Consider the following 25243-nt stretch of genomic DNA (forward strand, 5'->3'; position numbering starts at 1 on the left):
CGTGCGAGGGTCAGCGAGCGGACGCGACGATATCAAGCGAACGGCGCCGTGAGAATCAGCGCGCATTCGGTGACGAACGAGCCGAGCCCGATGCCGATCAGCACGCGCGCGACGATCGTCCATACGCGGCGGTCGACGTTGCCCGAACAGCGCCACGCCAGCACGCACCACAGCAGATACAGCGCCGAGCAGACGGCGAATACGCCCAGCATGCCGGGCCAGAACCAGACGGTGATCAGCAGAAATGTTTCGGGAACGACGCCGCTCGTCCAGAGGTCGAGATAGACGAACCACCATGCGAGGTGGATCGGCACACCCAACAGCCACCAGACTTTCCAGAAGCGTTCTTCTCCGCGCCAGGCCTTGCGGAACATGTGTTGCGATGCAGTGGAAGGAGGCACGCATTCTACTCCACGCGTGCCTCGCGCCCGCACGCCGGCTCAGGCCGACAGGCTGCGGCGCTTCGCCTCCATGCGCGTGATGAGCCGCTGCAGCACGTTCTCCGCCGTGCCCGAAAGCTGCACGAAACGAAAGCCGACGACATAGCGCACATCGCCGCGCGGCGTGGTCACGGTGCGCGGCGACACCAGTTCGAGATCGACGGGAAAGGCCGCGCCCGGACCGAGATGCAGCACGACATCGCTGAACGCGGTGCCGATTTCCGTTTCCGCGAGACGCGGCGACTCCATGCGCAGCGCGATGCCACCGAGCGACAGATCGTGCACTTCGTAACGGAACGCTTCGCCGTCGGCGAAAGCGCCTTTCGCGTAGAACGGATCGAGAATCGGCGCGGGCACGCGGAAATATTCGCGCCTCTGGAACTGATAGAGCTTCTCGGGAAACGACACTTCGAACGCCTGCCGCCCTTCGTGGGTCACGGCGCGCGCGGCCTGCGTCGTAAACTCGACGCGCACGCCATCGGGCGCGCCCTTGAAATACAACTGCCGGGCCTCGAGCAACGCCCGGTTGTCCGATTCGACGCCGCCCCAGTCGAACACGATGCGCGCCTCGCGCACGTCGATCTCCAGCAATTGCGTGACGATCTGCCCTTGCCCGCTCGTCACGGTGAGCATGTCGCGGCGCTGCACGAGACTACGCAGGACGATCGAGATTTCGGATGGCGTGTGACGCGCGAAGCGTTCGTGATCTTCGGCGAATTTTTCGATGTCGGATGTATGCGGCAACGGTTCGGCGAGCATGGTGGTCCAATCTATTTATCAGTTTGGGACAGCAAACGGCGGCTACCTGTGACACATATCTTGCACGAAAAAAATCGGGTTCAGTACGCCGGTAACAAGTAGATTTCCACGGCAATTCAGCGTTTTGCAAAGCAGCAAAGCAATTTTTCTTACGCATAGCTTTCAAAATGACGAAGGCCGGGCACCTTCACCCGGCCTTCGCGCGCCTCACCAAAAACGCATCACGCGAGCGCGTCAGGCTCGCTTTCAAGCGCGAGGCGTCTGATCGGCGCGAGCGCCGCGCCGAGCCGCTCGCCCTGCCGCTCGCTGATCACGCGCGAGAGGATTTCACCGAAACGTGGCTCATCGACGCCCGAGATGATGTACTGCCAGCGATACGCGTCGACGAGTCCCGCATGCACGCGCGCTTCCTCGTCGTCCGAGAGCGCGCGGTCGAGCATCGTGGCGAAGTAATGCGCATCGGCGGCGGCCTGCGCCTGCATCATGCCGTCGATGGCCATCACGAGATCGATCAGATCGCCGATCGCCACGTCGCGCGCGGCATCGTCGAGCCGCGCGTCTTCGCGCATCCATTCGAGTTCGTCGATGATCGCGTGCTGCGACTCCTCCTTCCAGTGAAACAGGAAGATGTCCTTGAAGAGCGGCGAAAGACTGCTGTCGCTTTCCATGCTCTGCCGGTAATGCACCTGCGTGACGATTTCGACGCAGCACGTCAGCGCGAGAATCGACCACGTCGATTTGCCGAGCACGAACGCGGCGACTTCGTCGGCTTGCGGAATGAAGCGATAACCAGGCGGCAGCGACAGCGCCGCGAGCGCCTCGACGCGCCGGAACAACTCCTGATGCTTCAGTTCCTCATCGGTGAAACGGACGATCGCTTCGAGCGCAGTCTGATCGCCGAGCGCGTGATCGCGTCCAACCTCCAGCATCTTCGCGCCGACGAAGCGCTCGATCATGCCGAACATGTTGGCGTAGGTGCGGCCCTGAATCTGCGACATCAGACGGCATTCGCGCGCATCCAGAAAGGGCAGGCGGTTCACCTGCGAAAGCCCGTCGGGCATGAACTTATGGGCAGGATCGAAGTAACGGCCGCGCAATACGTCGCGATCGATATCCCAGCGAATACGGCGGGACACTTCGATGCACTTCGCATAACGTTGTTGCGGGCTGATCCTGGGGGACTCGTGCTGAACTGCTTCCATGTGCGGACTCCGTGCTGACTTTGCGTCGATGACTGCGATCAAATGGGCGCCATAGCGAAGCGCGCCGCGTCGAACAGGTCGGCGTAAAGGTCAGGCGTCGCGTCTCCGTTCTGCGAAGCATTGTCGGGACAGGTGCGCTCCCGCGCATGAGGCGCATGTCCCGGTCGCGAGCGGGAATGCGCTCTTTTGGCGGCAAGGAGGGGGGACGCATGTCCCGGGCGTGTGGGCCGCCCAGGCGAATGAAGTGCTTCAGACGGCGGGCGCGTCGAAGCCCGCGCGGCGCGCGAGCACGATCGCCTGCGAGCGGTTTTCGACTTCGAGCTTCGCGAAGATGCTCGTGATGTGATTGCGCACGGTCTTTTCGCTCAAGGCAAGGCGCGCGGCGATCTGCGCGTTGTCGCGGCCACCCGCGAGCAATTCGACGATATCGCGTTCGCGCGGCGTCAGCGCGGAAAACGCCGGATCGGTCAGATGCGCCGCCGACGGCAGGAACGCTTGCACTTCCTCGCGCCAGCGCTGCCACGCCGGTTCGGATTCGAGCGTCAGATGGTTTTCGCTTTCGAGCGGCACGAAGCGCGCGCCCGCTATTTGCCCGGCGATCAGGCGGCTTTCGTCGAACGGCACGCGCGCATCGCCGCTCGCGTGCAGCACGAGCGCCGGGCATTGCACGCGTGGCAGCAGATCGACCACGTCGATGTTGTTGAACACGCGCATGATGCGCGCGGCGTTGCCCGGCGTGGTGGTCAGGCGTTCGAGTTCGTTGAACCAGTGATGCTGTTCGGGCGTGCCGCCGGGGATGAACTGAGTCGTGAAGAACTGCCGGAACGCCGGATTCTGCTTGCCCCAGCCGAGCTCGGCGAGCTTCACGAGCATTTCGGCTTCCTCGTGCAGCGCGGGATCGCACGTGCGCTTCAGCCGGCCGCGCGCGTAGCCGCCATGCAGCACGAGATGCGTGACGCGCTCCGGATGCGCGACCGCATACGCCACGGCGATCGACGCGCCCTGCGATATGCCGAGCAGCGGAAAGCGCTCGAGGCCGCTCGCATCGACGACGGTTTCGAGATCGCGTAGCCAGGCATCGAATGAAATATCGCCGACGTCATGATCCGAAAGCCCGCAGCCGCGCTGATCGTAGCGAATCAGCGTGTAGCGGCTCGACAGCTCGAGCATCAGATGGCTCCAGACCGGGCTCGTGAAATCCAGTTCCAGATGACTGAGCCAGTTCGCCGCCTTGATGAGCGGCGGCCCCGAGCCGCACGTCGCGTACGCGATGCGCACGCCGTCGCTCGCCGTGCAGAGGCGGATCTGCTGCCGGGATATGGACGGGCGCGTGACCATCGGAGTGATGTGTAAGTAGGGACTACGTACAAAGACGACGGCCGCGCGGCAGCCCCGCGCGATGGCTCATGCTCGCGCGTAAACGAATGGAAAGTCAAGGAGCGCAGCGCGGCCTGCGAACGAACGGTCAGGAACGGCGCGCGCCGCGCATCTGGCTGGTCAGGTCGCCGTGGTGCATCGCGAGCGCGCGCAACGACGGCCACATATGCATGTAGTGCACCATGAAGCTGTCGCGGGTTTGAAGCTGGTACGGCGTGTTGATCGTGACGCAGTCGAGAAGATCGCGCGTTTCGGCCATGCCGTGCCGCTGCAGCACCTTGATGAACACGTCCTGATCGCCGCCGCTCGCATAGGTCGACGACTTGTCCGCGACCGCCCCGATGCTCTCCTCGATTTCCGTCAGCACGTCGAGGTTATGCTGCGTATTGCGAAAGCCCATGATGCCCGAGTTGAAGGCCCAGCTGACGTCCGTCGCGATCACGCGGTCGCGGTTCTGCAGCAGCGCTTCGAGCGGTTTGCCCTGATCGACGACGAGCACGTCCGCATCGATCCAGAAAACCCATTCGTGCTCGTTCAGATGACGGCGAAGCACCCACGGCTTCAGCCAGTTGCCGCTCGCGCCCGGCCCCGCTTCCGGCGGCACGTCGCGATAGAGATAGAGCGCATAGCCGTGCCGCTCGCAATAGCGGCGCAGATTGCGCTCGGCGATTGCGCCATACTCGCGGATATTCGGCGTATAGAGCATCGCGAGCGCGATGGGCGCGTGACGGTTCAACGCTTCGTAGCTCGCGGCGTCGACCTTCAGATCGAGCGGCGGCAGCGTGAGATACGGCTGCCCTTTCGACTGGCACTCGTTGATGTGCTCCGCGAACAGATCGCGCAGGTCCGCGAATACCGGCTGATTCTTCGGCGCGTCGGGAAGGTCTTCGAGTGTGAGGGCGAACGCCGACCAGTCGGCCCAGACCGGCGACACGTGCAGCGCGGCGGGCACGACGGGCACGTATCCCTCGATCGTCGTGTTGAAGTGCGGCGGCTCCAGCGCGCGCAGCAACTCGGATTCGCTCGCGAGCGTGCGGCCGAACTTCGCGCCGTCGCAGATGCGTTCCACGCGTTCGCGCGAAGCGGGCGTGTTGCGCCAGAGCTGGAACGACGCCATCACTTCGACGGCATCGCCCGCGTAGCTGAATGCGACGATCCAGTCGCGGCTTTCGTCGCGCATGAAGGTTTCGCACGGGACATCGCGCAACAGCAGGCTGTCCTGCGTCAGCAGCAACACGAGATCGCCCTCGGCACGCTCGCGCAGCGTGCGCAACAGCACCTGATACTTCAGCAGCATGCGCAGATGCGGCCAGCCTGTCGCGCTGGCATCGACATATTCATGCGCATAAGCATGGCGTGCGCAATAACGGCGATGATTTTCGAACGAGGCGCGAGCGTTGTCGTCCGCGAAAAAACTGATGACGTGGGTGGTCATGGCGATGCTCCGTGATGCCGCGTGCCGCGATTACACGTTCCGGCCGAGGGATTTTGTTCCGGCGTCGCGCGTGCGGGCAAGCATCAAGACAGTTTGTTTCATCGCCTCGCGCGGAAGGCGCGATCGTTTCACTGAGCGACGCGTTTCGCGCGCACGGGCAGCGTCGCGATGAACTGATCGATCGCCGCAAAGAGCGCCGCCTTGCGCACGCCATCCTGCGCCTGAATCGACAAGCCCGCGAACAGCGTCATGCACAGCGCGGCCAGCGCGGGCACGTCGGTGCGGACGTCGAGTTCGCCGTTTTCGACCGCGCGAGTGAGCCGCGCCGCGACGATCGACGCTACCTTGCGCCTGCGCTTCTGCATCTCGGCGCGCAGTTGCGCGTGCTCCGTGCCGACGGACATCGCGCCGAGAAAAATCATGCAGCCGCGCGGATTCGGCCCGCCGGTGAAGAGTTCGACGCTCGCGCGGAACATCGCGCGCAGTCCGTCGCGCACGGATTCGTGCGCCTGCAACTGCCTGAGCGCCGCGCCGCCTTCCGTGTCCGTATAAAGCCCGACCGCCTCGCGATACAAATCTTCCTTGCTGCCGAACGCGGCGTAGAGGCTGGGCGAGTTGATGCCCATCGCATCGACGAGATCGGCGACGGAGCATGTGTCGAAGCCCTTCGCCCAGAACACTTCCATTGCGTTTCGCAACGCCGCCTCGCGATCGAACGCGCGCGGCCGGCCGCGCGTCTTGTGCCGCGTCTCCTGCGTTTCCTGCGTTTCCGACGACATTTCTCGCTCCTCGTGCGCGCCAGCGATTGATGTGCGCGTAGCAATTCAGAATTATGTGTCGATCGTAACAAAATAGCTGGACCTTGTCCCGGCCCGATGCTTAAATATCTGTATCGATCGCTACATAAATGTAGCCAGCCAAAAGGAGATTTGCTCGTGAAGAAAACTTTGTCCGCCGTTGCCGCCGCGCTGTTGCTGGCGAGCCCGCTCGTGTCGTTCGCGCAAACGACCACGGCCGCTTCGCCCGCGACGTATTCCGTGTTCGTCGATCAGCCGACCGGCTTCACGTTCGTGAAGATGCCATCGGGATGGAAGTTCGTCGGCGCGGTATCGAAGGAAGAGGCGCAGCATGTGCCGGCCAGTGTGCTGACATCGGTGCTGCCGGATGAGTCGGCGCGTGCGGTGAATACGGCGTCGGTGAAGTAAGCGATGACGCTTCAGTGCGTCGCGGGCTGCCGGCGGTAAGCGTCCACGAGACCCTGGACCAAGTCCGCCGAAACATAATGCGGCCCATCGAAGAGATAGGTCTTGTAGCCACGATAAGCATCGATCTGCGGCTTCAGTTCATCGACGGTCGCCGGGCGAAAGCCGCCGCCCACTTGCGGCCGGAACGCCTCGGCGATGATCCTCACCCGCGCACGCCCCAGCTTCGCGGCGAGCTGATCCGCATACTCGCGCGCCACACCCGGCTCGCGTGCATACACGCCGCATCCGTCCTGCAGCAACACGCCGACATCGCGCGGCAGCCATTGATCGAGCCAGTCCGCAATCGCCGCGCCGCCGACGTTCGCGCGATCGTACACGCTGATCCATAACGGCCGCGGCAGCGCATCGAGCATCGTGCGCAGTGCGCTCGCGCTCTGCCATGTCGGATCGATTTCGACGGGAAAATAGTAGCCCGTCACATGCACCGGCGGGCGCACCTCCGCGAGCCGCATCGATTCGATGAACAACTGCGCCGCATTCGCGCGCGCCGCCGCTTCGTCGAAACGCCCCGCCAGTCCGACGATCACATTGCGGGCCCACCGCTCCTGCCCGATGCGCTCCCAGTCCGGCATGCGCGGCGCTTCGCGCAGGCCCGCGCCCGGCACGAACGAGATGCCGTCGACCGCCGTCCATTGCACGATCAGTTCGTGCGCGCCGAGCTTGTCCCAGTCGCCGCGCGGATCGGCGTGCGCGTTGTCGGGCTGCCACACGATGCCGTCGACGATACGCATGTGCGACGGCTCCGCCTGCGCAGCGCAAGCAGCGCAAGCAATGGCGATGCAACAGGCCAGCGAAAAAAATAGCGAACGCATCATCAGTACGAGAATACCGCGCCGAAAAACACGCCTCGCGCGCGCTCGTCGCCGGCGACGCGAAAACGGTACTGCACCGACACATCGACGAACGAACGCGGCGCATCGTACGGACCGCCGCGGAACCACCAGCGCGCCGCCACGCCCGCGCCGATACCCACGGGCACGCTATGATCGATCGCCGAATCGTAGTCCATGCCGATGACCGCATGCGGAAACACCGTCAGGCGCGGGCTGATTGCATCGACACGATACGTGCGGCCGAGACGCGCATTCGCCGTGGCGTAGGTCGAATCGTTGACGATGTAATGTCCCGCTTCGCCGTACACCGTGCCCGTCCACCAACTCGGCACATCGAGGCGGCGCGTATCCCCGAAGCCGTTCGAATACGCGGCGCGCGCGAGCCAGTCCGAGCGGGCGTCCGCACCGATCGGCACGATCCGTTCAATCGCAAAGATCGCATTCGTCGAGGCAAACGGCTTCACGCGCGCGCCGATCGCCGCCTGCAACGTCGATACGCCCGACGGCCCGCCGCCCGCCACGCCGAAATTCTCGTAGCCGCGCGCGTAGACCTCGAACATGCGGTCGCCGAGACTGCCGAACGGACGCCAGTACGCCTCCGCGCCCGCCTGCCAGTTGTTCGACGAACCGGGCGTCGGCGCGAACGCGAAACCTTGCTGCGTGCCGTTGCCGCGATAGTTCACCGTCGCGCTGAAACCCCAGTTGCGCGTCGCTTCGGCGTGGGCCGCGCGTGCGTCGTTCAGGGCTTGCGACGTCAGGGTCGCGTCGTCGTGATCGATCGCGCGTTCCAGATAGCGCGCGCCTTCTTCGTTGCGATGCAGACTCAGCGCGGCATAACCGGCGTCGGCTTGCGCGGATGCGGGCAGCGTACCGTTGCGTTCGGCGCGCGCGAAGTAATCGAGCGCGAGCGCGCTGTCGCCCGCGCGCCGGGCGATGAACGCGGCCTGCACGTCGCTCATCGAATCGAGCAGATTGGCGTCGATGAGCGCGCGCGCCTCGTTCGACGCCTCACGCGTGCGGCCCGTCGCCGCGAGCGCATCGATCAGCGCGATGCGCGGCTGCGGATCGTCGGGCACCTCGGCTATTGCGGTGCGCCAGTAGCCGATGGCCGCCATGCGATCGCCGCGCCGCTCGGCAAGACGCGCCTCGCGGGTCGCGCCGAGCGCGGGATCGTGCGCGTAGGCATCGCACGATGCACCGAACTGGTCTTCGCGGCATTCGAAGGTCGGGCGCGCGCCGGGATCGATCGGCGCCGCCTGCGTCGCGCCCATGCGCAACATTTTTTCCGCGCGATGACGGCGCAAGATGATCGCGGCGTCGGCATCGTCGGGGGTCGGCGTATCGACGCGCGGCAGCGCATCGAGCGCGGCTTGCGGCTGACCTTGCGCGAGCCGCACATCCGCGATGATCGTGCGCGCCACGCGCGCGTCGCGGCTCGAATCTCCGATCGACAGCGCGCGAGCGAAATCGGCGTCGGCATTCTCTCCACGCGCCGCGCGTGCATAGCCATGAAGCGCCGATGCGAGCGCATCGTTTCCATCGAGCGAAGTCGCGGCTTCGACGCCCGCCAGATCGCCGCGCGCGAACAGAATCTCGATCAGTTGCATGCGGAAATCGCTTCGTTCGGGCGCATACATGACCGCTTTCTGCGCGAGCCGTTGCGCCGCGTCCAGGTCGCCGCGCTCGCGCGCCGCATACGCCGCTTTCGATTCCGCCGGCGCAAGCCTCTCGCCGATGAAGCGCCTGCGCTCGCGCAAGCCATCGGTGTCGCCGAAGCGCTTCGATGCGTCGATGGCGGCGTCGTATGCGGCGGCATCGTCGCCGGATGCGGCGAGGGTATCGATCAGCAGATAGCGCAAACGCTCGGCCTGTGGCGCGAGACGCACCGCTTCGCGGCTCTCGGCGACCGCCGTCGCGTAATCCTTCTTCCCATACGCGCGATACGCGGCGCTGGCCGCCTTCAGCGCGGGCTCGGGCAAATCGCTCGGCACACCGCCCGCGCCGCCCGATGCGATCAGAACGTCGATCTGCCTGCGCCGTGCGGTAAGCGCGGGCACCGGACCAAGCTGCGCGATGGCATCGGCAAGCGCACGGCTCGCGTCCTTCAGACGCCCCCGCGCCGCGAGCGAATTCGCGAGCAGCAGACGCAGATCGGCGACATCCGGCCGCTGACGGATCGCTTCGCGCGCGAGCGTGATGGCATCGGCATAGCGATGCGCGTCGTAAGCCGCGAACGCCTCGCGCGCGACGCGGTACGCCGGGCCGCTCAACGGCAGCGGCAGGTTTTCATCGGCGTGAACGGCGAGCGTCGCGCACAGGCACAGCGCCGCGATCGCAGCATGACGCGGCGTCATCGAATGCCAGCCCGCGCGAGATAGCGGCGGCGCTGTTCCGCGATCGCGGCGGTCAGCGCATCGGGCGTGATGACCCGCTCCGCCACCATGTAATCGCCGATACGCCCATGCCGCTCCGGCCGATAGTTCCGCAAGGCCGCCTCGAACGCGCCGCGCGTGACGAGGCCCATCTCGATCATGATGTCGCCGAGCAACGGCACGCCGCGCGCGGCGGCGGCATCGTCGAGCGCCGGCGATTCGTCATCCTGCGCGTCGTTCGTGAAGACCGTCATGCCGGCCGCGCGCAGCGTGCGCAGGCCCGCCGCGATCTCGCTCTCGCGCACGATGTGCAGCGCGACCGCGCGGCCCGCCGCCTCGCGCAGTTCGCCGAGCGATGCATCGTCGAGCAGGCTCGCGCAGATGAACACGGCGTTGCCGGTCGCATCGACGCCTTGCGGCAGCGCACGCAGCCGCACCAGCGTGTCGGGCGTCGCGACGCTCGCCGGGTCGAGGCGCGCCGCATCGAAACGTCCGCGCGGCAAGTCGGCCTGGAACGCGATGGCTTCCGCGAGCGTTTCCTCGTCGAGCCAGCCGCGCGTGACGAGCACACGGCCGATCGGCGCTTCGCGCGCGTGCTCCGTCCGGCGCGCTTCTTCGAGCCGCTCGGGATCGATCGCCTGCCACGAGACGAGCAGGTCGCCGAGTTCCTGACGCGTGTCGCGCAGGGCGTCGTTGCTCGGGAAATCGTGCATCGTCTTGTCCCACGCGAGCCGCTGCCCCGTCGTCACATGCACGATGAAAAGCCGCCACGCGCGCGCGACGGCCATGAAATTGATGACGTTGCCGATGACCATGCGCGGCACCGACAGCACGCCGTGCTCCCAGCCATAGAGCCGCGTCGTGAAGATGATGCGCTGCGTGACGCGCAGCACGAGCGCGACCGAGTTGGCGGCAAGCAGCGCCTGCAGCCAGCCGGAATCGATGAATGGCGACGGAAAGAAATCGCTCGCGACACCGAAGTACGAAGCGGTCGCGAACAGCATGAACTGCACCGCGAGCAGATACGCCAGCATGCCTACGAAGGCCGTCACCACGCCCTTGCGGTCGCGCATCAGCAGATAGCGGTTGGCGAGCGAGCCGCTCCAGCCGGTCAGCGCCCAGCCCTGCAAGCCGATGCCGAGCGTCCAGCGCGCGCGCTGCCGGTACGCGGTGCGAAACGTATCGGGGAAAAATTCGCGCACGCAGAGCGGCATCGTCATGCGGATCTCGCGCTCGCGCCCGAGGCCGAACCAGCCCTTGCGGCGCGTCGTGAACTCGACCGGAAAGAGCGGAAAGATCGACTGCATGCCGAGCTTCGTGATGCGCGTGCCGATGTCGTAATCCTCGGTGAGGCTTTCGGTATTGAACGGCTGATGCTCGGTCTCATCCACCAGCGCGAGGATCGCGCGGCGCGAGAAGCACGTGCCCACGCCCGCCGACGGCACCGCGCCCGCGAGACTCTCGCGCACGACGAGATCCTTCCCGTGCCATTCGGCGAACTCGTCCATATACGTGCCCGCGACGAGTTCGAACCAGTGCCGCTCCAGCGACGCCACCGGCAACTGGATCATGTCCTTGCGCGGCAGGAGATAGTTGAAGAACTTGAGCTCGACGGGATGCAGCACGTCTTCGCTGTCGTGCATCACGATGCCCGCGAACTCGATCCCGGCTTCGTATTCGTAATGCAGGATCGCCTGCACGAGCCAGTTGAGGCAATCGGCCTTGCAGGTCGGGCCATCGTGCGGCACTTCCACGCGATGCAGATGCTTGTAGCGATGCCGCATGCGCTCCACTTCGCGAATCGTCGCGGTATCGTTCTGATATGTACCGACGAACACCGTGTACGCGCGATAGTCGAGCACGCGCACGAGATCCTCGATCATCGCGGCGATCACGTCGTCCTCGCGCCAGGCGGGCACCATGATCGCGATGGGCTGCTCGTCGCGTGCGTAAAGCTGCTCGACGGTCAGCGGCGCGTAACGGCGCTCGACCGTCACGCGCCGCCAAAGCTTGCGCGTCCAGTACCAGACGTCGATGAAGAGATCGTCCAGGCTCGACAGCAGGATGATCGCCGCGACCGTCGCGGCCACGTATTCGAGTCCCTGGTAGTACTCCGCGAGCAGAATCCCGCCGTACCACCTGAGCATCTCCGGCATCACCCGCGATCCTCGTCGCCGTCACCGTCGCGTTGTTTGCGATGCTTGCGGCGCGCGTGCCCTGCCAGCGCGATCAACGCCAGCAGCAGCACGACGAGCACCGCCGGAATGCCCCAGCGCGCCCAGTGCCGCGTGACCCAGTCGGTGCTGGTGGCGGACTCGTCGGTCATCTCTTCGGGATCGACCGTGTCGAACTGCCTGAGCACGCCGCTTTCGTTGACCACGGCGATGTTTCCGCGCGAAAGCTGCAGCTTGTCGGTCAGCACGGGCGCCGCGCCCGCCGACCGGTACACGACGCCGCTCTGCCCGCCCGCGCTCGCCACGCTCACGACCGCAACGCGCGACAGGCCCGACATGTCGAGCAGCGTGTCGCCGGAAGGCGCACTCAGCACGAGGCGCTCGGCCGAATACACGGCGGGGTTCTTCTCATCAGCGAGCGCGACGTCGGCGGCGAGGAACGGGCCGTCTGGCTGGACCGCGCCCCGGGCGCCGCTCACCGCCAGTTTCGCCGATACGGGCGCGATGCCCGCCGCACCCGTCAGCACGGCGAGCCGCGGGACGCTGTTCAGCGCGTCGTCGAGATAGGCGTGCGGCACGTAGACCGTCGCCGAGGACGCAAAGCGCGCCGCCATGCCCGCGAACGTGTCGCCGGGCGTCGCTTTGGCGAGGCGCAGATGGCTCGACGGCAACACCGCGACCGGATACGTCTGACGCGCCTGGCAGCCCGAATCGGGCTGGCGACGGAACGTCACGCGCAGATCGTTGGTGCGTGCGAGCGCGTAACGCGGAATCGGCGCGACGAGACGCTGACGCGCGCCATCGACATTGATGAGCTTCGCGCCGATCATCACGTCGTTGAAATAGACCGTGGCGGTCGCGCCGCCGTTGGACAGCGTCGGCGATGCCGCGAGGTCGAGCACCACTTGCTCCGGCAGCCGCCCGTTGCCCGACGCCGCCGCGAGGTCGAAGCGCGCGCCCCACGACGCGGCGGTCTGCACGTCGATGCTGCGCGGATCGCCGCCGAGCTCGGACAGCGCGATGGTGTCGCCGCGCGTCTCCCGCGCCACGTCGATGCGATGCACGACCACGCGATCCGATACGTCGATGGGCCGCCAGCCGTGCGCAAGCGCGCCGATGCCACGCGTGTCGCCGACGACGATCATCGCGCGCCCGCCCGCATGCGCGACGCGCACTTCGCCCGGCGCGAGCGGCGCGGTCAGTTGCGAAGCGGTGCGCTTGCGCCATGTGTCGAACGCAGCGAGCGCATCGGCGGAGGTGTTCGCTACCTGCATGCGCAGCGCATCAAGCGCGCCGTTGATCGATTTGCGCATCGCATCGTCGGCGACGAGCACGTCGGGGCCGAACGCCGCGCGCGCGCCCGACGCGATCAACGCGCCGAGTTCGGCGTTATCGGCGATCACATGCTTGCCGCCCGCCGACAAAGCCGCGAACGCGGGGATGCCGCGCAGCGCCGCGGGGACATCGATGCCCGCGAGATCGACCGTCTCGCCCACGGCCGGAAGCGCCTGCATCACGGGGCGCTTGCCGTCGCGCTGCAGAAGCGCGTCGGTGCGCCAGGCGGTGTCGAATGCGTCCGTCGAAAGCTTGCGGCCCGAGACGGCGAGCACCGGCGCGTACGGCAGCGCGCTCCACGCGGTGCGCAAGTCCCGCACGTCGGCGGGATTGAAGCGGAACGTGAGACGCGTCGTCGGATCGACGCGCAGCACGTTGCCGATCGCGGTTTGATCCGCGCATTCGTTCTGGCTGATCACCGACGCGAATCCGAGCCCCATGCGCACGAAACCCGCCGATCGCGCGGCACCGTCCACGCCGATATTCACCGACACGCCGCCCGCCTCCTGCGTGAACGCGCGCGCGAGCACGGGAGAGCCGTCGAGCGAAAGGAGCATGGTCACGCGGCCGCCGTCGCCGCGCACGTAGCCGCCGTCGAATTGCAGCGTGGCGTCGCTGATCGGCACGCCCGCGGGCACGGGCAGGAAGAATTCGCGGCGCGTGTCGGGCGCGTTGAGCGTCACGCTTTCGAGCAGGCCGAGTTGGCGCAAGGTCACGGTGCGCGTTTCCGGCACGTCGAGGCTGAGCCGCTCGAAAGCGCCCGCGATGCCGGTGTCCGCGATGGAAGCGGCGAGCGCCGCGCGCGGTGCGCCCGCAAGCCCTGCAAGCACGAAGACGCACGTCGCGAATAAAGCCAGCACGGCGCGCAAGCGGCGCCGCAGTAAGTTGTCGTTGACCAAGTTGTGTGACTCGAATTTGCGCAGTGGCCGCCCGTCTGCGTCGCGGTCCGATGCCGCTCCATCAACGTCGATGGCACCGAAGGAAACCGCAGAACGCGCGCGAGCGCCGCGATTGCGTGAAACCTGATTTGCCGGCCGGGTAATCGATCCGATGCTGCTCTGGCACGCTCGCCGCACGAAAGTCGCCGCCCGGCCGAGGCGCGACTCGCGACGTGAAGGTAAGAGGACTAGGCGAGCGCCACGCGCTTCATCTGCGGCACATAGTGCGTGCCGCGCGCGGGCACGGGCCGGAATTCCTCGAAAGGACGGCCCGTCAGTGCGGCGACGATACGCGCCGAAGCGCGCCCGTCGCCGTAGGGATTGACACTGCGCGCGAAGCCGGCGCGCGCGTCTTCGTCGTCGAGAAGCAGGCTCACTGCGCCGGCGATCGCCGCGCTGTTCGTGCCGACGAGCATCGCCGTGCCTGCGTCGACCGCTTCGGGCCGCTCGGTGACGTCGCGCATCACGAGCACCGGCTTGCCGAGCGTCGGCGCTTCTTCCTGCACGCCGCCGGAATCGGTGAGGACGAGCGTGGCGCGCTGCAGGAGCCGCACGAAGCCCATGTAGTCCTGCGGCTCGATCAGATAGACGTTCGGCGCATCGCCGAGCGCGCTGATCACCGTCGCCTGCACGTTGGGATTCAGATGCACCGGATAGACGATCTGCACATCGCGGCGTTTCGCGATGCGCGAGAGCGCGGCGCAGATATCGCGCAATCCTTGCCCGAAACTTTCGCGCCGATGGCCGGTGACGAGCACGAGTTGCTTGTCGGCATCGAGGAACGGAAAGCGCGCATCGAGCTTTCGGCGCAGCGCATCGTTCGAATCGATGCGCGCAGTGGCGAAACGCAGCGCGTCGATCACCGTGTTGCCCGTGACGAACGCGCGTCCGTGCAGCGTTTCCTTCGCGAGATTTTCATTCGAGCGATGTGTCGGCACGAACATCAGATCGCTGACGACATCGACCACGCGCCGGTTCATCTCTTCCGGCCACGGCTGCTGCAGATTGCGCGTGCGCAAGCCCGCTTCGACATGCGCGACCGGCACGCGCCGGTGAAACGCGGCGAGCGCCGCCGCCGTCGCGGTGGTCGTGTCGCCGTGCACGAGCACGCGGTCCGGTTTTTCTTTAGCGATGACTTCGTCGAGCGACGCGATCAGGCGCGAAGCCAGCCCGTTCAGGCTCTGGTTCTCCGACATGAGCGCGAGATCGTAGTGCGGCACGATATCGAAGAGATCGAGCACCTGCTTGAGCATCGAGCGATGCTGGCCGGTCACGCACACGATCGAACGAACGTTCGGCTCGGCCTCCAACGCCTTGATGAGCGGCGCCATCTTGATGGCCTCGGGCCGCGTTCCAAAAATGGAAAGTATCGTTTTTCGCTTCGTGGTCATGGTCCCGACGGCTGCGCAATCTTGTGACAAATTTCGATTGTATTTAGTCGCTTAGGACCACCCTCCAACTAAAATGTAAAAAAGTCTAACGACAGTTTCATTCCGCGAATTGGCGAGTTTTTGTCCATCTTGTTGCGGTGCTTTTTACCTGTTTAGTTAGTTTTGCGAATATCCGGACCGGATCGATGCCTTTCCTCTTATGAAAGATCGATGGCTTCGATGTCGATATCGAGCAGCGCGGAACTCATCGATTTGCCGTGCGCGTCGAGCGCGAGCGAACGCGTGACCCCTCCGCCGAGCGCATGCCCCAGCACGAAGTTGAATGCGTTCAGCAGCGGCAGTTCGTAGCGCACGACGTCGCCTTTCACGACATCGGCGAGATGCGCCTTCACGCGCTCGGGCGTCAGTTGCGCGCGCAGATGCGCGTAATGCTTCGCGTCGAAACAGATCACCGAGACGTTCAGCGTGTTGCCCTTGTCGCCGGTGCGGCCGTGCGCCAGTTCACGCAGTTTCATCGTCGATCTCCACGAATTCGAAAACGGGGTTCACATGCTCGCGCGCGAGCAGCACGGATTGCACGGCGATGACTTCGCGCGTCGTCTTGGTCACGCCGCCGCCGCCCGCCGGGCCGTTGGTATACAGCGTCTCGACTTCGTTACCGACGCGCGCCGCTTCCTTCGCGCTCGCCGTCCGCCCCGCCACGCGCACGCGGACTTCACAGGGATCGTCGTTGCGAGAGGCGAGCGCATCGCCATAAAGGGCGTTCACGCCGATCAGATCGAAGCGCAGTTCGCTCGTATCGACGCCCGTGAGCGCGAGACGTTCGCGCACGATATCGAGCGCGAGCCGCGCGCGGGCCACCGCGCCCGGTCCGCCGTAGGAAATCTGGCCTTCGCCGATATAGCCATCGACATAGGCGACGGAGACTTTCAGCGTACCGGTGCGGACGTTGCCGCGTCCGCCCGACACGCGCACGCGGTCTGGCGCTTCCTGCATCACGCGCACCTGCGTGAAATCCGCGACGACGTCCGGCTGGAAGTAGCGCGCCGGATCGTGAATCTCGTAGAGCAGTTGCTCCTTGCAGGTCGCCTCGGTCACCGCGCCGCCCGCATGCGGCACCTTCGTCACGATGATCGAGCCGTCCGCGCTCACCTCGCCGACCGGAAAGCCGAGCCGCGCGAGATTGCTCACATCCTTGTAGCCGGGATCGGCGAAGTAACCGCCCGTCACCTGTCCCGCGCATTCGAGCAAATGCCCGACGACGGTCGCCTGCCCGAGCGTGTTCCAGTCGTCCATCTTCCAGCCGAATTCGTGGATAAGCGGCGCCGTGAACAACGACGGGTCCGCGACGCGCCCCGTCAGCACGATATCCGCGCCCGCCGCGAGCGCGCCGACGATCGGCGCCGCGCCGAGATACGCATTCGCCGATACGATGCGGTCCGCATACGCGCTCACTTCGTCGCCGGATTCCTCGAAACGCAGTGGCGAACGCAGGACGACGTCGAGCACATCGTCGCCGGTGACCGCGGCGATCTTCAGTCCGTCGAGACCGAGCTCGCGTGCGATCCGCGCCGTCTTACGCGCCGCCGCATGCGGATTGGCCGCGCCCATGTTCGAGATGATTCGCACGCCGTTCTTCGCCGCGACGGGCAAGACCGCGCGCATGCGCGCTTCGAGCAGCGGATCGTAGCCGCCATCCGGATCGTTGCGGCGCGACTGCTGCGCGATGGCGATCGTGCGTTCGGCAAGGCATTCGAACACGAGATAGTCGAGCGCGCCGTGTTCCGCGAGTTCGACGGCCGGCTCGATGCGATCGCCGGAATAGCCCGCGCCCGCGCCGATTCTGATGATGTCTTTCATGCTTTTTCCTTTACAGCGGGAACACGCCCAGCACGACGCACGCAATCGTCATGACGATCGACGCGCCGAACAGCAGCGGGAACGTGAACTTCTGATGATCCGCGAGATCGATGCCGCACAGTCCGACGACGAGAAACGTCGCGGGCGTGAGCGGGCTCACGGGAAAGCCGGTCGTCATCTGTCCGAGCAGCGCGGCCTGGCCGACATGCACCGGCGCCACGCCGAGTTGCGACGCCACTTCGGCGATCACGGGCAGCACGCCGAAGTAGAACGAATCGGGATCGAAGAGCATCGACAGCGGCATCGAAACAAGGCCGAGCACGACCGGAATATGGCCGGCCATCGCAGGCGGCACGAAGCCCACGGCCGCCTGCGCGATCGCCTTCAACATGCCGCTGCCCTGCATGACGCCGGTGAACACGCCCGCCGCGAGCAGAATGCCCGCCATCATCAGCGCGGCGCGCGCGTGGGCATCGATGCGCTTTCTCTGCATGTCGACGTTCGGGTAATTGACCATCAACGCGATGCACAGGCCGACCATGAACATGATCGCGGGCGGAATCTTCTCGCCCATCACGACCATCGTGCCGAGCACGACGATCGTCAGCACGATGTTGAACCAGAAGTTCTTCGGGCGGCGCAGCGCTTCTTCCTCCGGCGTGAGCTTGCGTTCGGGCATCGGAATCGAACCGTTCGCGCTCGAATAGCCGAGACGCTTTTCCTCGCGTCGGCCGAGCCACCACGCCATGCCGAACACGAACGCGAGGCCGATCGCCTGCACTGGAATCAGCGGATTGAAGAGCGATGAAATCGGCAGATGCAGCGACGCCGACGCGCGGATCATCGGCCCTGTCCACGGCAGGAAGTTGATGCCCGCCGCCATCGACACGGCAGCGGCGAGCACGCGCTTGTCCATGTTCAGACGTTCGTAGAGCGGCAGCATCGCGGGAATCGTCACGAGAAAGCACACGGCGCCGGAGCCGTCGAGATGGATCAGCAGCGCGAGCAGCGTCGTGCCCATCACGATGCGCGTCGGTTTCGTGCCGACCGCGCGCAGGATGCGGTCAATGATCGGATCGAGCGTGCCCGCATCCGTGATCGTGCCGAAATAGAGAATCGCGAACACGAACATGCCGACGACGGGCGCAAGACTTTTCAGCCCGTCGATGACGAACTTGCTCGTTTGCAGGCCGAAGCCGCCGATCAGCGACGCCGCGATCGGCACGATGATGAGCGCGACGAGCGGCGACATGCGTTTCGAAAGAATCGCCCCGAGCAGGACGACGATGGTGAAGAGGCCGAGCAACGGCAGCATGAGTCTGTCTCCGAATCTTGTTTTTTGATGGAGTCGAGAGTAAGTTCGAAGCGGCGATAACACAATTGAAATGATTTGATCGCAGCTATCACAATCCATAATGGATCTGAATCTTCGCGATATCCGCGCGCTCGTCGCCGTGGCCGAGGCGGGCAGCTTCACGCGCGCAGCCGAGAGGCTGCATCTGTCGCAGCCCGCACTGACGGTGCAAATTCGACGACTGGAAGAAGCGGTCGGCGCGCGCCTCTTTGATCGCAACAGCCGCAATGTCGCGCTGACGCCGACGGGCCGCGAATTGCTGCCGCTCCTGCGCAAATCGTTGCGCGATATGGAGAACGTGCTGCGCGATGCGCGCGCGCTGGGCGAAGGCGAAAGCGGCACGATCCGCATCGCGTGCCTGCCCACGTTTGCGGCGAGCGTGTTGCCCGAACTCATCATCGGGATGAAGCGTGAAGTGCCGCGCGTCGCATTCCAGATTCGCGACGTCGTGGCGAGCACCGTGAATGCGCTCGTGCGCAACGAGGAAGCGGATATCGGCCTCACGGGCGGCGAGCTTGCCGATCCGGCGCTGGAGGTGCTGCACGCGGGCGTGGACCGGCTCGTCGTGGTGTGCCCGCGCGAACATGCGCTGGCGAAGAAGCGGCGCGTGACGCCGGGCGATCTCGCGCGCTCGCCGCTCGTGCTGACCGCGCCGGGCACGAGCGTGCGCGCGGTCGTCGATGCAGCGCTCGCCGAAACGCGCGACGCGCTCGATATTACGTGCGAGCCGACCTACATGATGACCGCCGTCGCGATGGTGCGCGGCGGCCTGGGCGTGACGATCCTGCCAGAGACCGCGCGTGAAGTGCGCGCCGAGCCGGGGCTCGTGGCGAAGGCGATCGACCATCCGGCGTTCGTGCGGCCGATCGCGATCGTGAAGAAGAAAGGCAGGACGCTGCCCGCGGTGACGGAGCGCTTCGTGGAGTGCATGCGCGCCGCGATGAAAGCGCCCCGCTAAAAGCGCGCTTACTTCGCCATCGACGCCATATCGATCACGAAGCGATACTTCACGTCGCTCTTCAACATGCGCTCGTAGGCCTTGTTGATTTCGTCCGCGCGGATCATTTCGATATCGGACGTGATGCCGTGCTTGCCGCAGAAATCCAGCATTTCCTGCGTCTCCGCGATCCCGCCGATGAGCGATCCCGCGAGCGAGCGGCGCTTGAAGATCATGTTCATCACCGAGGGCGACGGATGCGGATGCTCCGGCGCGCCGACGAGCGTCATCGTGCCGTCACGTTTGAGCAGCGCCATGAACTGATCCAGATCGTGCGATGCGGCCACCGTGTTCAGAATGAAATCGAAACTGTTGGCGTGTGCCGCCATCTGAGCCGCATCCTTCGAGATCACGACTTCATGCGCGCCGAGGCGCTTCGCGTCGTCGATCTTGCCCGGCGACGTCGTGAAGAGCACGACATGCGCGCCCATCGCGGCGGCGATCTTCACGCCCATGTGCCCGAGCCCGCCGAGACCCACGACACCGACCTTGTGCCCTTTCTGCACGTTCCAGTGACGCAGCGGCGAATACGTCGTGATGCCCGCGCACAGCAAAGGCGCGACCGCCGCGAGTTCGAGATTCTCGGGGATGCGCAGTGTGAACGCCTCGTCGACGACGATCGCCGTCGAATAGCCGCCTGCCGTGAAACCGCCCGACTTTTTGTCCGGCGAGTTGTAGGTTTGCGTGAAGCTTTCGGGGCCGTCGCAGAACTGCTCGAGTCCTTCCTTGCAGGCAGCGCAGACGCGGCATGAATCGACCATGCAGCCGACGCCCGCGAGATCGCCCGCCTTGAACTTCGTCACGTCCGTGCCGACTTCGACGACGCGCCCGACGATTTCGTGCCCCGGCACGACCGGATAGTTCGAGGCGCCCCATTCGTTCCGGGCCATATGCAGGTCGGAGTGACACACGCCGCAGAACAGAATGTCGATGCGCACATCGTTCGGACCGACATCGCGGCGCTGGATTTCGAGCGGACCGAGCGGCTTGTCGGCTGCGGACGCTGCATAGGAATACGCTTTCAGCATGGTTTGCTTCCCTCTTTGATTCGAATCGTGTGAACAGGATTAGCGCTTGCTCCAGAAGGAGAAACGCGCTTGATGGGACATGCAAGATGGTTTATTTGTGTGCGACAGCGAACGCTTATTCACTGTCATCAACCAACGCGTTGCGAGTGATTTGCCGATCGCGCCGATACCTCGGCGAGCGGTCACTATGTCGGCAACGTCACTACTGTATGTCTTCGCGGCGATTCTTGCCGAAGCGACAGCGTGTGTAACGCTCTGCCAGAGAATTTGACAATCGTGCGCCCTTCGTCTGGCTCCCCGCTTAAGCGGGATTGTTCGACGGTCGGCGCGCTCTTATGCTTGTCATGCGCGCGGAGACGACGAATCTTTTCGCGCGGCGCCGGGCGGTTCGCGCGCCCGGCGCCTGCTTACGATTCATTCGATTGGCACCTGGAGAAAGTCAGACCATGAAGGCGAAGGCAATCACGGTGAGCATCGACACGCCGGGCGGCGCGGTTTGCGCCCAATTCCATATCGATACGGGCCGACTCAGGATCTTCGAACGCGGCTTGCCGCGCGTCGAACTGTTTCCGCCGCATTCGTGGTTCACGGTGGCGTCGGTAGCGGGCAACAGCCGCTGGGGCACGCGGCCGCGCGAAGCGGATCTGCGTCTCGTGCTGGAAGATTATATTCAGCAACGCTTCGGCATGAACACGTTTCAGCATGAAGCGTTCATTTGATACGGATACCGAATCTTTTATCGGATGATCGATGACCGCGACGGTGGCCGATAACCCGGCACCTGATGCAACGCGCAGTCACACGCGGCCGAAAGCGCCGCCAGCCGCTCGACGCTCTCACGCATCTGGGTTTGTGTTTGCGTCACGGTCTCACGCAGCGCTTCGAGCCGGGGCATGAGCCGGTCCGCGATCACGTCGCACTCTTCCTTGCGCGTCAGTAACGCCTCGGCGTCTTCGCGCGCTTCACGCAGCTCCATCAGCGAAACGGCATTTTGCGCCTGCAGACGCGCATAGCTTTCGGCGAGTCCACCAAGGCCCATCGACCGCATGCGCTCGACGAAATCGCGCATCGAGCGCAGCGCGAGTTCGCCTGCGTCGTAAGCCATGAACTGGGCGTCGTCGATCGAAAGCGAGATACGTCCTTCGGGCGTTGCGAATTCGAGTTTGGTCGGCATGAGAAAGGGGCGTGATAGTGAAGTTGCCCGCATTCTAAATACGCGTGTCGCAGACAAGCTTCGGAACACGGCGAAAGCGCTGTCCAACATACGAAATGCAGCATTGCGCACGACATTCACGCAAGCGCCATTCGTTTCGAAACCTGAAACGATGCGCGTCTCTTGCCGTGTCCTGATTCGATGTAGTCAATCGACCATTACATGCGCCGCACTGCGGCATCGCCATTTTCAACTTGAAAAGAAGCATTCCATCTACCAACAATGGAATCGTCTTTCGTGCTGGCCAACCCACAATGCCAACCCGAGATCTGCCGCACCAAATGGATGAAAAAGACGAAATACGCAAATCCGAAGAGTTGCGCAGCTTTTTGTTTCTGACCGTCGTGATGGTTCCTGTGCTCACGGTCATGATCATTGCCGCTTACGGATTCGCGGTCTGGTTTTACCAGATGTTGATTGGCGGCCCGCCACATCATTAACGAGCGTCGCGACTACTTGAACTAAATGGAGCACATGCCCGTCGATACCAACGACCGCCACGACGACAAGACGGACACGTCCTGCGAATTTCACATAGCTGGTGTCGTTGTATACGCCCGTATAGAAGCGCTGCAGCAAGTCATGCTCGCACTCGCCGAATTGCCGGGCGCTCAGGTGCACGGCACGAGCGCCGACGGCAAGATCGTCCTCACGCTCGAAGCGGAACGCTCATCCTACGTTGCCGAGCAATTGCACGCAGTGCAGGCGATACCGGATGTCGTGACTACCGCGCTCGTCTATCAGCATCACGATCACGCCGATTCGCTCAGCGAGGACATCGCCGATGAAACTGACTCGTCGCGCGTTCATTAAGCAGACGGCCGCAACGACAGCGGCCGCATCCGCGGGCATCACGCTGCCCGGCATGGAAGCCATTGCGCAAAGCGAAGACATCGCCTGGTCGAAAGCGCCCTGCCGCTTCTGCGGCACGGGATGCGGCGTGGTCGTCGGCGTGAAGGCCAATCGCGTCGTCGCGACGCAGGCGGACCCGCAGGCGGAAGTCAATCGCGGGCTCAACTGCGTGAAGGGCTATTTCCTCTCGAAGATCATGTATGGCCAGGACCGCCTGACCACGCCGCTCATGCGCATGAAAGGCGGCAAGTTCGACAAGAACGGCGAGTTCGCGCCCGTATCGTGGGATACCGCTTTCAACGTGATGGCCGAGCAGTTCAAGCGCGTGCTGAAGGAGAAAGGGCCGACCGCCATCGGCATGTTCGGCTCGGGGCAATGGACCGTCTGGGAAGGCTATGCCGGCGTCAAGCTGATGAAGGCGGGCTTTCGCAGCAACAATCTCGATCCGAACGCGCGGCACTGCATGGCCTCCGCCGTGACCGGCTTCATGCGCACCTTCGGCATGGACGAGCCGATGGGCTGCTACGACGACATCGAGGAAACCGATGCCTTCGTGCTCTGGGGCTCGAACATGGCGGAGATGCATCCGGTGTTGTGGACACGGGTGACGGGGCGGCGGCTGTCGGACCCGAACGTACGCGTCGTCACGCTGTCGACGTTCGAGCATCGCTCGTTCGATCTCGCCGACGAAACCATCATTTTCACGCCGCAGTCCGATCTCGCGATCATGAATTACATCGCGAACTACATCATCAAGAACGGCAAGGTGAACAAGGATTTCGTCGATAAGCACACCGTCTTCAAGAAGGGCAATACGGATATCGGTTACGGGCTGCGGCCCGATCATCCGCTGCAGAAAGCGGCGAAGAACGCGAACGATCCGAACGGCTCGCAGCCGTGCACCTTCGACGATTACGCGAAGCTGGTCTCGCGCTACGACGCGGCCTATGTCACGAAGCTGTCCGGCGTACCGAAGAACAAGCTCGATCAGCTCGCGGAGCTGTACGCGGACCCGAAGACGAGAGTTGTGTCCTTCTGGACGATGGGCTTTAATCAGCACACGCGCGGCACGTGGGCCAACAACATGGTCTACAACCTGCACCTGCTGACGGGCAAGATCGCGACGCCGGGCAACAGCCCGTTCTCGCTGACCGGACAGCCCTCCGCGTGCGGCACGGCGCGCGAAGTCGGCACGTTCTCGCATCGCCTGCCCGCCGACATGGTCGTGACCAACCCGAAGCATCGCGAGGAAGCGGAGCACATCTGGAAGCTGCCGGAGGGCACGATTCCCGACAAACCGGGCTTTCACGCCGTGCTGCAAAACCGCATGCTGCACGACGGCAAGCTCAACGCTTACTGGGTGATGGTCAACAACAACATGCAGGCCGGCGTGAACATCAACAACGAAGGGCTGCCGGGTTATCGGAAGGACACGAATTTCGTCGTCGTGTCGGATGTGTATCCGACCGTCACGGCGGTGGCCGCCGACATGATCCTGCCGTCGGCGATGTGGGTCGAGAAGGAAGGCGCGTATGGCAACGCCGAGCGCCGCACGCAGTTCTGGCATCAACTCGTCAGCGCGCCCGGCGATGCGCGTTCGGACCTGTGGCAGATCGTCGAGTTTTCGAAGCGTTTCAAGGTCGAGGAAGTGTGGCCCGCCGAGCTCATCGCGAAGAAGCCGGAATACAAGGGCAAGACGCTCTACGACGTGCTGTATCGCAACGGGCAGGTCGACAAATTCCCGGCGTCGCAGGAAGACGCGAAGTATCGCAACGACGAAGCCAAGGCGTTCGGCTTCTATATCCAGAAGGGTCTGTTCGAGGAATACGCGAGCTTCGGCCGCGGACACGGCCACGATCTCGCGCCGTTCGACGACTATCACAAGGCGCGCGGGCTGCGCTGGCCGGTGGTGAACGGCAAGGAGACGCTGCGGCGCTACAAGGAAGGCTCCGATCCTTACGTGAAAGCCGGCACCGGCTGGCAGTTCTACGGCAACCCGGACGGCCGCGCGGTGATCTGGGCGCTGCCTTACGAGCCGCCCGCCGAATCGCCGGACAAGGAATATCCGTTCTGGCTCGCGACCGGACGCGTGCTCGAACACTGGCATTCCGGATCGATGACTCGGCGCGTGCCCGAGCTCTATCGCGCGTTTCCGAATGCGGTGTGCTTCATGCATCCCGACGACGCGAAGGCGCTCGGCATCCGGCGTGGCGTCGAAGTGCGCGTGATCTCGCGGCGCGGCGAAATGCGCACGCGCATCGAGACGCGCGGCCGTGACAAACCGCCGCGCGGGCTCGTGTTCGTACCGTGGTTCGATTCGAGCCAGCTCATCAACAAAGTGACGCTCGACGCCACCGATCCGATCTCGTTCCAGACCGACTTCAAGAAGTGCGCGGTCAAGATCGTCAGGGTCTAGGA

General features: G+C 64.6%; 22 protein-coding genes. 6 read left to right on the forward strand and 16 right to left on the reverse strand.

Annotated features, from left to right (window positions below; all coding sequences use genetic code 11):
* Positions 1-32: 32 nt before the first annotated feature.
* From AWB74_RS14450 to AWB74_RS14475, 6 genes are all read right to left on the reverse strand, one after another.
* Complete coding sequence (locus AWB74_RS14450) at positions 33-401, reverse strand: hypothetical protein (protein WP_235024573.1); 369 nt, start codon at positions 399-401, stop codon at positions 33-35.
* Between the two features lie 39 nt (positions 402-440).
* Positions 441-1199: a flagellar brake protein gene (locus AWB74_RS14455; RefSeq protein WP_061147428.1), complete on the reverse strand. Its 759-nt coding sequence runs from the start codon at positions 1197-1199 to the stop codon at positions 441-443.
* A 221-nt stretch (positions 1200-1420) separates the two neighbouring features.
* Complete coding sequence (locus AWB74_RS14460) at positions 1421-2401, reverse strand: hypothetical protein (protein ID WP_061147429.1); 981 nt, start codon at positions 2399-2401, stop codon at positions 1421-1423.
* A 249-nt stretch (positions 2402-2650) separates the two neighbouring features.
* Positions 2651-3739 (reverse strand): alpha/beta fold hydrolase, encoded by a 1089-nt coding sequence (locus AWB74_RS47240; protein ID WP_061147430.1) that lies wholly within the window; start codon positions 3737-3739, stop codon positions 2651-2653.
* A gap of 127 nt (positions 3740-3866) precedes the next feature.
* Complete coding sequence (locus AWB74_RS14470; protein ID WP_061147431.1) at positions 3867-5213, reverse strand: glycosyltransferase family protein; 1347 nt, start codon at positions 5211-5213, stop codon at positions 3867-3869.
* A gap of 128 nt (positions 5214-5341) precedes the next feature.
* A complete protein-coding gene (locus AWB74_RS14475; RefSeq protein ID WP_061147432.1) occupies positions 5342-5992 on the reverse strand; it encodes a TetR/AcrR family transcriptional regulator in 651 nt (216 codons plus the stop codon).
* Between the two features lie 156 nt (positions 5993-6148).
* On the opposite strand from AWB74_RS14475, the gene AWB74_RS14480 reads away from it, so the two are divergent.
* Positions 6149-6418: a hypothetical protein gene (locus tag AWB74_RS14480; RefSeq protein ID WP_061147538.1), complete on the forward strand. Its 270-nt coding sequence runs from the start codon at positions 6149-6151 to the stop codon at positions 6416-6418.
* Between the two features lie 11 nt (positions 6419-6429).
* Here AWB74_RS14480 and AWB74_RS14485 read toward each other — a convergent pair whose 3' ends face one another.
* From AWB74_RS14485 to AWB74_RS14520, 8 genes are all read right to left on the reverse strand, one after another.
* Positions 6430-7293, reverse strand: a complete 864-nt coding sequence (locus AWB74_RS14485) for an alpha-amylase family protein (RefSeq protein ID WP_061147433.1) — start codon at positions 7291-7293, stop codon at positions 6430-6432.
* Positions 7293-9665 carry an NfrA family protein gene (locus AWB74_RS14490; protein WP_061147434.1) on the reverse strand — a complete coding sequence of 791 codons (2373 nt, stop codon included), beginning with the start codon at positions 9663-9665 and terminating at the stop codon, positions 7293-7295. Before AWB74_RS14490 ends, AWB74_RS14485 begins: the two co-directional genes overlap by 1 nt.
* The gene (locus AWB74_RS14495) at positions 9662-11839 is read right to left on the reverse strand and encodes a glycosyl transferase family protein (RefSeq protein WP_407642443.1); all 2178 of its coding nucleotides are present in this window, start codon (positions 11837-11839) and stop codon (positions 9662-9664) included. Before AWB74_RS14495 ends, AWB74_RS14490 begins: the two co-directional genes overlap by 4 nt.
* A complete protein-coding gene (locus AWB74_RS14500; protein WP_061147435.1) occupies positions 11839-14091 on the reverse strand; it encodes a cellulose biosynthesis cyclic di-GMP-binding regulatory protein BcsB in 2253 nt (750 codons plus the stop codon). Before AWB74_RS14500 ends, AWB74_RS14495 begins: the two co-directional genes overlap by 1 nt.
* A gap of 227 nt (positions 14092-14318) precedes the next feature.
* On the reverse strand, positions 14319-15521 hold the full coding sequence (wecB, locus tag AWB74_RS14505) for a non-hydrolyzing UDP-N-acetylglucosamine 2-epimerase (protein ID WP_061147436.1): 1203 nt from the start codon (positions 15519-15521) through the stop codon (positions 14319-14321).
* Positions 15522-15718: 197 nt separating this feature from the next.
* Positions 15719-16036, reverse strand: coding sequence for an AtuA-related protein (locus AWB74_RS14510; protein WP_061147437.1), 318 nt, complete (start codon positions 16034-16036; stop codon positions 15719-15721).
* Positions 16023-17381, reverse strand: a complete 1359-nt coding sequence (locus AWB74_RS14515) for an acyclic terpene utilization AtuA family protein (RefSeq protein ID WP_061147438.1) — start codon at positions 17379-17381, stop codon at positions 16023-16025. The genes AWB74_RS14510 and AWB74_RS14515 overlap by 14 nt, the downstream gene beginning before the upstream one ends.
* Before the next feature lie 10 nt (positions 17382-17391).
* Complete coding sequence (locus tag AWB74_RS14520) at positions 17392-18696, reverse strand: CitMHS family transporter (RefSeq protein ID WP_061147439.1); 1305 nt, start codon at positions 18694-18696, stop codon at positions 17392-17394.
* Positions 18697-18796: 100 nt separating this feature from the next.
* On the opposite strand from AWB74_RS14520, the gene AWB74_RS14525 reads away from it, so the two are divergent.
* A complete protein-coding gene (locus AWB74_RS14525) occupies positions 18797-19693 on the forward strand; it encodes a LysR family transcriptional regulator (RefSeq protein ID WP_061147440.1) in 897 nt (298 codons plus the stop codon).
* Between the two features lie 8 nt (positions 19694-19701).
* Here the strand turns inward: AWB74_RS14525 and AWB74_RS14530 are convergent, their stop codons facing one another.
* Entirely contained in the window at positions 19702-20760 is a 1059-nt protein-coding gene (locus tag AWB74_RS14530) for an NAD(P)-dependent alcohol dehydrogenase (RefSeq protein WP_061147441.1), read from the reverse strand.
* Positions 20761-21206: 446 nt separating this feature from the next.
* Between AWB74_RS14530 and AWB74_RS14535 the strand changes: the two genes are divergently transcribed.
* On the forward strand, positions 21207-21479 hold the full coding sequence (locus AWB74_RS14535) for a hypothetical protein (RefSeq protein WP_061147442.1): 273 nt from the start codon (positions 21207-21209) through the stop codon (positions 21477-21479).
* A gap of 17 nt (positions 21480-21496) precedes the next feature.
* Here the strand turns inward: AWB74_RS14535 and AWB74_RS14540 are convergent, their stop codons facing one another.
* Positions 21497-21934 carry a hypothetical protein gene (locus AWB74_RS14540; protein ID WP_061147443.1) on the reverse strand — a complete coding sequence of 146 codons (438 nt, stop codon included), beginning with the start codon at positions 21932-21934 and terminating at the stop codon, positions 21497-21499.
* A 320-nt stretch (positions 21935-22254) separates the two neighbouring features.
* Here AWB74_RS14540 and napE point away from each other — a divergent pair, with 320 nt between their 5' ends.
* From napE to napA, 3 genes are read left to right on the forward strand one after another with little or no spacing between them, the layout of a single operon-like run.
* Entirely contained in the window at positions 22255-22413 is a 159-nt protein-coding gene (gene napE, locus AWB74_RS14545; protein ID WP_061147444.1) for a periplasmic nitrate reductase, NapE protein, read from the forward strand.
* 34 nt (positions 22414-22447) lie between these two features.
* Positions 22448-22786, forward strand: a complete 339-nt coding sequence (locus tag AWB74_RS14550; protein WP_087039018.1) for a chaperone NapD — start codon at positions 22448-22450, stop codon at positions 22784-22786.
* Positions 22758-25241 (forward strand): periplasmic nitrate reductase subunit alpha, encoded by a 2484-nt coding sequence (napA, locus tag AWB74_RS14555; RefSeq protein WP_061147446.1) that lies wholly within the window; start codon positions 22758-22760, stop codon positions 25239-25241. Before AWB74_RS14550 ends, napA begins: the two co-directional genes overlap by 29 nt.
* Positions 25242-25243 lie beyond the last annotated feature (2 nt).

The organism is Caballeronia arvi (assembly GCF_001544695.2).
Classification (GTDB): Bacteria; Pseudomonadota; Gammaproteobacteria; order Burkholderiales; family Burkholderiaceae; genus Caballeronia; species Caballeronia arvi.